A 12,799-nucleotide genomic window follows, 5' to 3' on the forward strand; every position below is an offset into this window, starting at 1 on the left:
CCATTATAAATTATCCAACTGATTGCTGGTTTTGTCTTCGCTAATTGTCCAAAAGAAACCTATAAAAAAGAATTGATCGGTGGCGGGTAACAAGGCTTGTCTGTTAAAACTGCCATTCATGTCTGGAGTGTTGGCGTATTGGTATCCATTAATATTTTTAAATCCTAAAACATTATTAACAGATGCATAAAGTATTTTTTGTGGACTTATTAAATATGCCCAATTTATACTTAAGCTATTGTAAGCTTTTGTTTTGTCATTTAAAAAACCTGTTTTATTGGGATTTGTATATGTTCTACCTGATGCGAAAGCATAACTAAAACCTACTTGACTTCTCCAATCGTCAATCCAATATTTACCAACTAAAGATACATTATGGGTATTTGCAAAATTTGGTTGTGCTTTTGTTGGATAGTTTTTATAATCACGTTCAGCATCTAACAATGAATAGCTTATCCAATAATCAACATTTTTAATGGTTTTGCTATCGCGCCAAAAGAAATCTATTCCTTTCGCAAAGCCTGATCCATTACTATTAAAATTACTATCAAAACTGGCAAATTCAGTATCGTACTTTATTAAACTGTTGTATTTTTTGTAATAAGCTTCTGCTCTAAAAATTTTTCTATCAGCATTGTACTGATAATTTAAAATATAATGTGTTGTATTTTGTGCTTTTAAGCTTTGATTAAATTTTAAAACATCACTTGTAGGGTTTTGGTAAAAATTACCATAAGCTAACGACATTTGGCTTTTGCCTGAAGTTTTATAAGCTAAGGATAATCTTGGAGCCAACGTGAATTCACTAAACAATGCGCTATACTCACCTCGTAAACCCGTTTTGAACGCTAAGTTTTTTGAGATAAAAATATCGGCTTCGGCAAATGCTGCAGCAAGGTTATTATTAAAGCCATAATTGGCATTGGTAATAGTTTCATCATTATAAACTTCATCATAAGCTGTAGCGAAATATTCTGCACCAAAATAAAGCTTAAAACGATTACTGATACGGTTTTTAAATTTCAACTTAGTGTGTATGGAGTTCTCAGTTCCATTGATTGCGCTCTCCATAATATTGAATTTATTGTTGGCATGTGTATAGCTAAATCCACCTTGTATGGTCCAAGTATCGCTTAAAACACCTTGATACGACCCGTTGAAGTATAGGTTTTTGTTGTTTAGTTTAAAATAAACACCTTCGTCATAATTAATATCTTCTTGGGTAAGCTCAAAATTTGTAGCGTCAAAAGCACCATAGAGTTTCAATAAGCCTGAATTCGTTTTTTTTCTAAAAACTGTTTCTCCTGAAATGGTTTCAAAAGGTTTAATCCAATTATTTCTGTTTTTAAATATGACATTGTAGGGAGCTAAATTGATGTAGGACGCATTAACACTAATAGAACTTTCTTTCCATTTTTGCGTATTTCCCAAGGTAGCGCCTACACTCATAATACCAATATCAGTTTTCTCTTGGTCAGGTTCGTCAATCGTGTTTAGTAATAGCACGCTAGATAATGCTTGTCCGAATTCAGCAGAATAACCGCCTGTTGAAAATGTGATGCCATCAAACAAAAATGGTGAATATCGACCGCGGGTAGGGGCATTATTGGTTGTTGGCGAATACGGCGTAAATACACGTATACCGTCTATGAAAATTTGAGTTTCTTCAGCATCACCACCTCTAACAAATAAGCGTCCATCTTCTGCAACCGTTGTGGTTCCTGGTAGGGTTTGTAAAGCACCTACAAAATCGCCTAAAGCACTTGCAGTGGTAACTACATCAAGTGGTTTTAAAACATTTACTTTGCTATTGTCACCTGCTTGAAATGTGCCAGCTGAAAGCACAACAGCATCTAAAGTGTTAACATCTTCACGCAACTTAATTGCTAAATCTGTCATATACGAAGTGTCACCCAACATGATAAATGTTTCATATGATAAATAAGAAATTATTAAAGTAACACTTCCAGATTCCGAAGTGGTGAACGAAAAATTTCCGTTATCATCTGAAGTGGTTCCATCGTAAGTGCCTTCTAAATAAATGTTGGCTCCAGCAATGGGTTCATTTCTCGTATTATAAACCTTTCCGTTAATTGTAGTTTGTGCATGAAGTTGAATATAAATAAGTGCAATTATAAAACTGATTAGTTTTTTCATGGTTAGTATTTTTTACTGTTCGTTTTTTTTGATAAAGCAAATTTGCGATAGAGAAAAGGAAGATTAAATTTTAAATAACCGAACTGTAAAATTTATATGATGAATTGAAAATTAACACTAGAACGAAAAAAATAAAGGCTAAGTTTTTTCAATAAAATAGTGTTGGAGCTAAAAATTTTAAGGCTAAATTTTAATTAATAATTTTTTATATCTTCGCTAAAACATTGGTTAAAAACACTAGAGTTTTAACTCAAAAACACCTTATAGATTTTATTTATAGTGGTTATTTAATTACCTCATAATCAGGTGTAAATAGAAGTTGTTTAAACAATAAATTTAAATCTGTAATTATCCTTTTTAAACTTTTGCTTGTTATTGATTTTTTAAGCAAAAACTATAATAATGAAATTAATTTTCAGTCTTTGTAACGTTTTCATTAATAAAGCTACTTACATGGTAACTAAACCATCAATTTGAAGAAAGAACTAGAACATAGTTTTATTGAATTGCTAGAAAAGCATCAAAATATAGTGCACAAAGTTTGTCGCTTGTACACCAATAATTATGATGCTCATAACGATTTATTTCAAGAAATAACTATCCAACTTTGGAAAGCATATCCAAAATTTAGAGGCGATTCAAAGTTCAGCACTTGGATGTATCGTGTGGGATTAAATACAGCCATAACACTTTATAGAAAATCGAAGAGAAGGATTTCAACACAAGATTTTGAAGGTGTTGAATTTAAAATTAAAGCTGAAAATTATGATGATACCGAAGAGCAACAATTGAAGATACTCTACGAAGCAGTACACCAACTAAACGATATTGAAAAGGCACTTGTTTTCTTGTATTTAGAAGATAAGGACTATAGAGAAATTAGTGAAACTTTAGGTATAAGCGAGGTTAATGCCAGAGTGAAGATGAATAGAATAAAAACCAAACTTAAAACCATTTTAAATCCGTAAGAACATGATGGATGAATTAGATTTATTAAAAAAGGATTGGAATAAGGATGACAACAAGTATCCGAAGCTAACATACAATGAAATTTATAAAATGATTTTGAACAAATCATCTTCCATAGTCAAATGGATTTTCATTATTAGCTTATTGGAATTTGCTTTTTGGACGGTTATATCGTTTCTATTAAAAGATACGGAAAGTATGAAGCGTTTTGAACAATATGACGCAGATGCTGTATTTATACCATTGATGATTTTTGGGTATATTATTTTGGCGTATTTCTTTTACTTATTTTTCAAGAATTATAAAACCATTTCAGTTACGGATAATGCTAAAGTGCTGATGGAGAATATTCTTAAAACCAGAAAAACGGTAAAGCAATATGTGGCATTTAATTTAATATACTTAGTAATTTCGACTGTAGCGGTTTTGTATTTAGAGTTTGAAAAGGATCAGCAAATAATAAATCAAGTACAACAAGCTACTGCCAATGGAGAAGTTTTTAAATTTTATGCAACAATTATAATTACTACAGTTTTATTATTAGCAGTAGCAATAGGCATTTTGTTGTTATTTTATTGGCTGGTTTATGGTATCTTACTCAAACGTCTTAACAGTAATTATAGAGAGCTTAAAAAGTTAGATAGCTAAAAGAAACTGTTTTTAACTTCAATAACATCGCCTATCTGCATGCTATTTAATTGAATGTTGCCAATGCGTACACGAACCAATCGTAATGTAGGAAACCCAACGGCAGATGTCATTTTTCGTACTTGTCGAAATTTACCCTCGTTTAATGTGATTGACACCCACGATGTAGGCCCATGTCTATCATCTCTAATTTTTTTTGAACGCTGAGGCAAATTCGGCAGAGTATTCAATTTAAAAACTTTACAGGATTTTGTTTGGTATTTTTTGCCTTCAAAACCAATTTCAACACCTTCCGAAAGTTGTTTAATAGCTTCTTGAGAAATATCGCCATCAACGAGTGCGTAATATTCTTTTTCGACTTTTTGACTGTTTATATAATCACTCAGTTTACCATCAGTAGTAAGAAATAATAAACCTTCTGATTTTTCATCTAATCGACCGATAGACATTGTGTCTTTTGGAAAGTTATGCAATTCCCCTAAAAACCTTTTATTTTTCTGTTGCGTTGAATTACTTTGAAACTGACTTAAATACCCGTAAGGTTTGTAAATCATAAAATGCTTATGATCACTTTTAAACATTTCCGTTCAAAATATTATACACTAATTCCTTAGTAGGGTTTTGCCCATTTATTTTAATTTTAATAGCATCAAATGTCATGATAAAATCACAACCAGATTTATAATCACTACAACCATAAGCAGTTTTTCCTCTTAGTATGTTTCCTTTTTTACACTTCGGGCAAAGTAATGTATCTTTTTTTGCTTTTGGAGGAGTTTTTTTAATTTCTAATTTTAGTTTAAAATTTTCATCAAACCTAAGTAAACCTTCGATGGTTCCGAATTGGGTTTTAAAGCCTTTTAAATTCACCGTAGAGCCTTTTTTAAGCAAACGAATATATTGTTTTTCTGATATTTTTTTACCCATGTAAGAGAAGGGTAGAACAAGGTCACACCCCGATTTAAAGTCACTACAGCCATATGCTTTTTTCCCTTTAATAAGGTGTCCTTTTTTACATTTTGGGCAATTTTCAGCGGTTATTCCTTTTGTCTTTTTATGATTTTCTTTTTGCTTGCGGTTTTGTAAAACGGCAGTCTGAGAGATGTTTGCGCGTATAGTTTCGCTTCGCACTTCATAAACCAAAGCGTCAACCATGTGCTTCATGTTTTTTATAAAAGAGGAAGCACTAAACGTTCCTTTTTCTATATCTTTTAGTTGCTTTTCCCAATAACCCGTTAATTCAGCAGATTTCAACAAATCGTTTTGAATTATATCAATTAACTGAATCCCTGTAACCGTTGGTAGTATTTGCTTCTTGTTACGTTTTATATATTGACGTTTAAAAAGTGTTTCAATAATATTGGCACGGGTAGATGGACGACCAATGCCGTTTTCTTTCATTAAGTCACGCAATTCATCATCATCTACTTGTTTTCCAGCAGTTTCCATGGCCCGTAATAGCGACGCTTCGGTAAACTGATTAGGGGGTTTAGTTTCCTTTTCTAAAAAAGTGGGTTCGTGCGGTCCTTTTTCGCCTTTTACAAAAGTTGGTAAAACATCTAATTCTTTTTCTTTAGAATTCGGGTTTTCGAAAACTACTCGCCAACCTTTATTCAAAATTTCTTTACCAGTGGTTTTAAACGATACTTCAGCTGCCTGACCAACAACGGTTGTATTGGCAACCAAACAATCGTCATAAAAAACAGCAATAAATCGTTTTGCTATAATATCATATACTTGCTGTTGATTATGTTGTAAACTAATTTGAATTCCAGTAGGTATAATAGCATGATGATCAGTAACTTTTTTATCATTAAAAACCTTATTTGATTTTTTTATCTTTTTGCCTAAAAGGGGTTGTGTTAAATTAGAATAATTAGTCAATTTTTGAAGAATACCCGATACTTTAGGATATATGTCGTTAGGTAAAAAAGTAGTATCTACTCTTGGGTAAGTCACTACTTTTTGTTCGTATAGCTTTTGAACAATTTTCAATGTATCATCAGCCGAAAAACCAAATCTGTTATTACAATACACCTGAAGCCCAGTTAAATCAAATAGTTTGGGGGCATATTCTTTCCCTTTCTTTTTAGTGATAGCTTCAATTTCAAAATCACTTTCCTTTACTTTTTTAGCTAAAGTTTCTCCGTCTTCTTTTTTAAGAAAACGACCGTCTTCATAACTAAAAAGTACATCTCTGTATAAGGTTTGCAACTCCCAATAAGGTTGTGGTTTAAAATTCTCTATTTCTTTAAAACGATTAACCACCATTGCTAGAGTAGGGGTTTGCACTCTTCCAATGGATAAAACTTGTTTATAGCCACCATGCTTTACAGTATATAGCCTTGTTGCGTTAATGCCTAATAACCAATCACCAATGGCTCTTGAGAATCCTGCATAATACAAATTATCATAATCAATGGATGGTTTTAGATTATCAAATCCTTCTTTGATGGCTTCAGTTGTTAAGGATGAAATCCATAAACGTTTTACTTCGCCTTTGTAATTTGCTTCATTCAATACCCAACGTTGAATGAGTTCTCCTTCTTGTCCGGCATCCCCACAGTTTATAACTACTTCGGCTTTATCAAACAAATTTTTGATAATTTTGAATTGCTTTTTAATCCCAGAATTTGGAACCACTTTAGTTTCGAATTTTTCAGGAAGCATGGGTAAATTGTTTAGATCCCAACTTTTCCAGTATGGTTTATAATCGTTAGGTTCTTTTAAAGTGCATAGATGCCCAAAAGTATATGTTACAGCATAACCATTCCCCTCGTAATAACCATCACGTTTAGTGTTTGCGCCTAAAACAGACGCAATTTCTCTTGCAACACTTGGTTTTTCAGCTATACAAACTTTCACTTATAAATAGAAATAAAGGTTTGCAAAATAAAAATTTTAGCATGTTTTTTAAAAAGGAATTGTTAGTAGTTATTAACCAATAATATCTACATTCTATATAAAAAGTAATTTTTCACTAAATCAATATACATACGCTTTGCCTCGTCTTCACTAACGTTTTTTGCTTGAAAGAGAGCGTTCGTTTTAAAAGCGTTTATTATAGGCTTTTTACTACTAGGTTTGCTGTAATTATTAGTGGCTTTCTTATAATATGCATAAAGCTTTAAAAGGGTGTCGGCAGGAAAAGGCTCGGTGTGCGCATTTACCCTTGCCACAGCTTCTTCAAACGCTTTATTTAAATCGTTATCCTTCATTCATCTCTGCAATGATACTTACTCCACCAATGACTTTTTGATTAAGTTTTACTTTTACCTGAGTGTCTAAAGGTAAAAACAAATCTACTCGAGAACCAAATTTTATAAAACCAGATTCGCCGCCTTGCACTACTTTATCGTTAAGTTTAGCATAGTTTACAATACGTTTTGCAAGTGCTCCTGCTATTTGTCTGTGTAAAACTTTACCGTAAATTTCGTTTTCAACTACCACTGTTGTGCGTTCGTTCTCTTCACTAGCCTTTGGGTGCCATGCAACTAAATATTTTCCTGGATGATATTTGCTAAAAATAACATTTCCACCTACTGGGTAACGTGTAACATGTACGTTTATAGGCGACATAAATACACTTATTTGAAGTCGTTTTTCTTTAAAATACTCTTTCTCATAAACCTCCTCGATAACCACAACCTTGCCATCTACAGGAGATAAAACCTGTCTGTCATTTAAAGACGAAAGGCGTTTGGGGTTTCTGAAAAATTGCAGGATTAATAATAGAAAAACTCCCAAGGCAATCATAATTAAGATTTTTAGCCATGAGATGTTAATGAAATTGTCGGCTAATATAAAACCTGCAATAACAATTATGAATGTTATGATAATTATTTTATGACCTTCTTTATGAAACATAATTTAAAACTCTTAAAAACAAATATATAAAAGGTGCTGCAAAAATAATGCTGTCTAACCTATCTAATAAACCACCGTGTCCGGGCATAATTACACCACTGTCCTTTACGTTTGCTTGTCTTTTAAACTTAGACTCTATTAAATCTCCTAAGGTGCCAAAAACGCTAATAATAATACTTAAGATAAGCCAACTTGTGAAATCTAAAGTATTTGTAAAGGTAGCAATAAAATAGCTTCCTAAGCATGAGAAAAACAATCCTCCAAGAAAACCTTCAACTGTTTTTTTTGGAGAAATTTTTTCAAACAATTTTTGTTTACCAAAATTTTTTCCGACCAAATATGCGAAAGAATCATTTACCCAAACTAAAATAAAAGAACCTAATAATATATTTGCATTATAAGGCTCATGATGGCTTGTAATTAAAATTAAAAACACAAAAGCGCTGGATAAATAAAACGTTGTTAAAATAAAGCGTTTGGTTGCAAAAAGCGGAATGGTCTTTTCTGAAAATAAATCTTTTATCAAGAATAAATTAACAAATATTGATAATACCATCAGGATTTGAATAATTTCACTTAATCCTTGATCAGTGTTTAATATTTTTTCCCAATAAACAAAAACCGCATATAATAAAATAAAGATTAAATACGGAATATAACTTTTAAGCTGAATTAGTTTTTTAAACTCACCCATACAAATCAATCCAAATACAAAAAATAGAACAATTAATGCGTGTTCAAAATTTAAGCATATAATTAATAGAGAAACGTATAATAATCCTGAGAGTGATCTGATGAGTATATCTTTCATACTATAAATCTTCTAGAAGCAGCAGATATAAGTTTTTAGCACTACTACCATAACTTAAGAAATCTTTTTCATCACCCGATTTAAAATGTTTTATAGTTGTAATATTAGTTGGAATTTTTTGTCTGTTTTTAGATTTTATGCCTCTTAAACCTTCACCTATGTTTTCAACAATTTGACTAGTTGTCGCGAAAACCACAAAGTTTACAGGTAGTTCGGGAAGTTTTTTTTCAAAAATTTGTTTAGATGAAATAAGCAAAGACCCATCATTTGCTATTAAATTTTCGCATGTTGTTAAGAAAAAAGTAGATTCGCTAATCTTTCTTGTGGGCAATAAGCCCGAACTATTAAACTTATTTTCTAAATTTTCATCAAGCACTAAGGCCTTCTTTTCTTCCCAGCTATTTTCAGTAATAATAAGCTCTAAGTTTTTTAAAATTTCGTCTAAGTTTTCGCAATACAAGAACTTTCCACCATTTGCTTTAAAGTTTATTGTAAACCTCTCGTCTATTGGCAGTTTAATTTCAGGCATATATTTGCCTCTATCGCTAGATTTTAATTCCTCGCCTGAACGGTCAGATTTAGAACCAAAAATTTTTCTAAAAAGACTCATTTAATTTATTGCTATTATCAGAATTCTTTTGAGGGTTATCAAATATAAAAAATCTTAAATTAACCGTACGGTTAATTTAAGATTTTTACTAAAAGCTTAACAAATATTCACTTTTTCGAATTATTCTTCCAAAGTTTTATTTTCTACTGTTTCGCTTTTTTCTTTTTTAGTTTCGGGTTCTTCCTTTTCGAAAGCTCGTTTTCCAAATATTTTTTCAAGATTATCTTTAAAAATTACTTCTTTTTCTAGAAGAACTTCGGCAAGTTCTATTAGCTTGTCTTTATGCTCTTCAAGTAACTTAATAGCTCTTTTATATTGCGTTTCAATAATATTTGATATTTCCTTATCAATAATTTCAGCTGTTTGTTCGCTATATGGTTTTGTAAAACCGTATTCATTTTGCCCTGACGAATCATAGTAAGTTAAGTTACCAACTTTATCGCTCAAGCCGTAAACAGTAACCATTGCTCTGGCTTGTTTAGTGACTTTTTCTAAATCACTTAAAGCACCAGTAGATATTTTATCAAAAATCACTTTTTCAGCTGCTCGACCACCCAATGCAGCACACATTTCGTCTAACATTTGCTCAGGACGAACAATTAAACGTTCTTCAGGTAAATACCATGCTGCACCTAATGAGCGCCCGCGTGGTACAATAGTAACTTTTACTAAAGGCGCTGCGTGTTCTAGCATCCAACTTGTTACTGCATGACCAGCCTCATGGAATGCTACCGCTCTTTTTTCGCTTGGTGTAATAATTTTATTCTTCTTTTCTAAACCTCCAATAATCCTATCTACGGCATCAAGAAAATCTTGTTTATCTACTGCTTTTTTACCTTGTCGAGCTGCAATTAAAGCGGCTTCATTACAAACATTTGCAATATCAGCTCCTGAGAAACCAGGCGTTTGTTTTGATAAAAAATCTAAATCTAAATCTTTTGCTTTTTTAAGCGGGCGTAGGTGAACCTCAAAAATTTCTTTACGCTCACGAACATCGGGTAAATCCACAAAAATTTGTCTATCAAAACGACCTGCACGCATTAAAGCTTTATCTAAAATATCAGCCCTATTGGTTGCTGCAATTACAATGACGTTTGTATTGGTACCAAAACCATCCATTTCAGTTAATAACTGATTTAATGTGTTTTCGCGCTCATCATTACTACCAGACATTGCATTTTTACCTCTGGCGCGACCAATGGCATCAATTTCGTCAATAAAAATGATAGAAGGTGATTTTTCTTTTGCTTGTTTAAATAAGTCTCTAACTCGAGAGGCACCAACTCCAACAAACATTTCAACGAAATCTGACCCAGACAACGAAAAGAAAGGAACCTTTGCTTCACCTGCAACAGCTTTTGCCAGTAAGGTTTTACCAGTTCCTGGAGGTCCTACAAGTAATGCTCCTTTAGGGATTTTTCCACCTAATGTGGTATACTTTTCAGGGAATTTTAGAAAGTCTACAATTTCTTGTACTTCTTCTTTAGCACCTTCTAAACCGGCTACATCTTTAAAGGTTGTTTTTACTTCAGTATTCTGATCGAAAAGTTTAGCCTTTGATTTTCCAATATTGAAAATTTGACCACCAGCACCTCCGCCAGCACCACCAGACATACGACGCATGATAAATATCCAAACACCAATAAGTAAAATAAAAGGTAAAATACCCATTAAAAGATTACCCCAATCGTTCGTTTCAGTATCAAATTTTACTATGGGTTTTACAGTTAAATCTTCCGTTGTCTCATTTAACCTATTTTCAAAGTTTTGGAGATCACCAAATTCAAATTTATAATTTGGAAGTTTTGTCGCACTCGGAATAAAGGATTGTGGGATAGATTTTTTATGTACCTCTTTGGCTTCAGCATCTTTGGTTAGGTATACTTTTGCAACACGGGTGTTTTTTATAATATCTACCCTTTCAACATCACCAGCTTCTAAATATTTAAAAAAGTCTGCTGGAGTTGTTAGATTACCATCTTGATAGCTTCCGTTGTTAAATAACTGAAAGCCTAAAAAAATGGCTATTAGTATACCATAAATCCAATACGGACTAAATTTTGGTTTCTTTTCTTTTATATTTTTATTATCGTTTGCCATTATAATTTTTTAGTAACTCGTTTCAATAACTGTTGTTTTTGCATCTCCCCAAAGACTTTCAATATCATAATACTCTCTGATGTGTTTTTGAAATACGTGCACCACAACATTTACATAATCAATTAAAACCCATTCAGCATTATCTAAACCTTCAGTATGCCAAGGGTTATCCTTAAGTTCTTTACTTACTTTTTTTTGTACGGAATTAACGATGGCATTTACTTGCGTATTTGAAGTTCCTTCGCAAATTATAAAGTAGTCACAAACAGTGTTTTCAATATCTCTTAAATCTAGAATATTTATTTCTTTACCCTTAACATCTTCGATGCCATTTATTATAACTGATATTAATTGATCTGCGCTTGTATTTTCTTTCGCCATTAATTTTATTTAATTTGTGCAAAGTTATTATTTTTTTAGTTCTTTATACTTTAAAATAATCATAAGATTTTTAAGTGTTTTAATAACTTCTATATGCCTATAATCAAACTTAATGCCATTGACTCTACAAATTCATTTTTAAAAGAAATGGTTTATAACGAGGTGGTTGAAGATTATACCGTTGTTATTGCAGATTACCAAACAAAGGGACGTGGGCAAATGGGTACTACTTGGGATTCTGAAAGCGGTAAAAACCTTATGTTTAGCTTGTTTAAAGATTTAAGTATACATGATGTTGAATTTCCATTCTATATAAGTATGGCGATTTCTTTGGCAATTCTTAAGGCATTAAAAGCACTAAATATTCCTGATTTACGTATCAAATGGCCTAACGACATTTTGTCAGCAGATAAAAAGGTTTGCGGTATTTTAATTGAAAATGTCATAAAAAACAGACTTACCTCTACGATTATTGGTGTGGGAGTAAACGTTAATCAAACAGATTTTGACAACCTACCTAAGGCCTCATCCCTAAAAAATATTACGGGTATACAGTATGATTTAGATGAGATATTGACTAGCATTATAAATTATACAAAAGAATACTCTACAATTTTACAACAGGGAGACTACGACGCAGTCAAAAATGAGTATGAGGACAATTTGTTTAGAAAAAACAAACCTTCAACATTTGAGACCGTTGAAGGTGAATTATTTTCAGGGTTTATAAAAGGCGTTACAAAGTATGGTAAGCTTTTAGTGCTCTTAGAAGATGAAATTGTTAAGAAATTTGATCTTAAAGAGGTCAATCTATTATATTAAATAGCTTTCGGAATACTGGTAGCCAGAGTTTCAATAAATTTGGTGATAGGACCTTTTATCATCATTGCCATCATAGGATTAAAATCACCTGTAAATTCTAACTGTACTTCACTTGAATTATCATCAACTTTTACAATATTCCCTATTAATGAAAAGTCTATTTTTCCACCAGCAGCTCCTAAAACAATCTTGTTAGGTGGTATAACTTCCTTCTTTTTTAAAATTATTTCTGGCATACCCTTAAGTGCAAATAAAAACTTATCTTCTTCTAACACTTCAAATTTACTAATGTTTTCAGGCATTAAAGATTCGAAGTTTTTAACATCTGATAAAAAATCAAACACTTCTTGAGGAGATTTACTAACACTTATTTTTGGAGATTCTAAATTCATAATATTGTTAAGTTGTTATTCGTTAAGGTGTTTAGTCGTGCG

At 32.0% G+C, this 12,799-nt stretch carries 13 protein-coding genes; 3 read left to right on the plus strand and 10 right to left on the minus strand.

Annotated elements, in window-relative coordinates; translation table 11 throughout:
- Positions 1 to 3 precede the first annotated feature (3 nt).
- A complete protein-coding gene (locus L3X39_RS11685) occupies positions 4 to 2,157 on the minus strand; it encodes a TonB-dependent receptor (RefSeq protein WP_237231969.1) in 2,154 nt (717 codons plus the stop codon).
- A 473-nt stretch (positions 2,158 to 2,630) separates the two neighbouring features.
- On the opposite strand from L3X39_RS11685, the gene L3X39_RS11690 reads away from it, so the two are divergent.
- Entirely contained in the window at positions 2,631 to 3,125 is a 495-nt protein-coding gene (locus tag L3X39_RS11690) for an RNA polymerase sigma factor (RefSeq protein WP_237231970.1), read from the plus strand.
- Between the two features lie 7 nt (positions 3,126 to 3,132).
- Positions 3,133 to 3,774 (plus strand): DUF8845 family protein, encoded by a 642-nt coding sequence (locus L3X39_RS11695; protein WP_379840376.1) that lies wholly within the window; start codon positions 3,133 to 3,135, stop codon positions 3,772 to 3,774.
- Here the strand turns inward: L3X39_RS11695 and L3X39_RS11700 are convergent.
- The 8 genes from L3X39_RS11700 to rsfS form a co-directional block, all read right to left on the minus strand.
- Positions 3,771 to 4,328: a pseudouridine synthase gene (locus L3X39_RS11700; protein WP_237231972.1), complete on the minus strand. Its 558-nt coding sequence runs from the start codon at positions 4,326 to 4,328 to the stop codon at positions 3,771 to 3,773. The genes L3X39_RS11695 and L3X39_RS11700 overlap by 4 nt on opposite strands.
- A 19-nt stretch (positions 4,329 to 4,347) precedes the next feature.
- Positions 4,348 to 6,639, minus strand: a complete 2,292-nt coding sequence (locus L3X39_RS11705; protein WP_237231973.1) for a type IA DNA topoisomerase — start codon at positions 6,637 to 6,639, stop codon at positions 4,348 to 4,350.
- 86 nt (positions 6,640 to 6,725) lie between these two features.
- On the minus strand, positions 6,726 to 6,992 hold the full coding sequence (locus L3X39_RS11710) for an acyl-CoA-binding protein (RefSeq protein ID WP_237231974.1): 267 nt from the start codon (positions 6,990 to 6,992) through the stop codon (positions 6,726 to 6,728).
- On the minus strand, positions 6,982 to 7,641 hold the full coding sequence (locus L3X39_RS11715) for a phosphatidylserine decarboxylase family protein (protein WP_237231975.1): 660 nt from the start codon (positions 7,639 to 7,641) through the stop codon (positions 6,982 to 6,984). Before L3X39_RS11715 ends, L3X39_RS11710 begins: the two co-directional genes overlap by 11 nt.
- Positions 7,631 to 8,452, minus strand: coding sequence for a phosphatidate cytidylyltransferase (locus L3X39_RS11720; protein ID WP_237231976.1), 822 nt, complete (start codon positions 8,450 to 8,452; stop codon positions 7,631 to 7,633). The genes L3X39_RS11715 and L3X39_RS11720 overlap by 11 nt, the downstream gene beginning before the upstream one ends.
- Position 8,453: 1 nt before the next feature.
- A complete protein-coding gene (locus L3X39_RS11725; protein ID WP_237231977.1) occupies positions 8,454 to 9,062 on the minus strand; it encodes an LUD domain-containing protein in 609 nt (202 codons plus the stop codon).
- A gap of 120 nt (positions 9,063 to 9,182) precedes the next feature.
- Positions 9,183 to 11,162 (minus strand): ATP-dependent zinc metalloprotease FtsH, encoded by a 1,980-nt coding sequence (ftsH, locus tag L3X39_RS11730; protein ID WP_237231978.1) that lies wholly within the window; start codon positions 11,160 to 11,162, stop codon positions 9,183 to 9,185.
- Positions 11,163 to 11,171: 9 nt separating this feature from the next.
- Positions 11,172 to 11,543, minus strand: a complete 372-nt coding sequence (gene rsfS / locus L3X39_RS11735; protein WP_237231979.1) for a ribosome silencing factor — start codon at positions 11,541 to 11,543, stop codon at positions 11,172 to 11,174.
- 93 nt (positions 11,544 to 11,636) lie between these two features.
- On the opposite strand from rsfS, the gene L3X39_RS11740 reads away from it, so the two are divergent.
- Complete coding sequence (locus L3X39_RS11740) at positions 11,637 to 12,365, plus strand: biotin--[acetyl-CoA-carboxylase] ligase (RefSeq protein WP_237231980.1); 729 nt, start codon at positions 11,637 to 11,639, stop codon at positions 12,363 to 12,365.
- On the opposite strand, the gene L3X39_RS11745 is transcribed toward L3X39_RS11740, so the two are convergent.
- Complete coding sequence (locus L3X39_RS11745; RefSeq protein WP_237231981.1) at positions 12,362 to 12,757, minus strand: SRPBCC family protein; 396 nt, start codon at positions 12,755 to 12,757, stop codon at positions 12,362 to 12,364. The two genes, L3X39_RS11740 and L3X39_RS11745, sit on opposite strands and share 4 nt — an antisense overlap.
- Positions 12,758 to 12,799: the final 42 nt, after the last annotated feature.

The organism is Flaviramulus multivorans (assembly GCF_021728415.1).
Classification (GTDB): domain Bacteria; phylum Bacteroidota; class Bacteroidia; order Flavobacteriales; family Flavobacteriaceae; genus Sabulilitoribacter; species Sabulilitoribacter multivorans.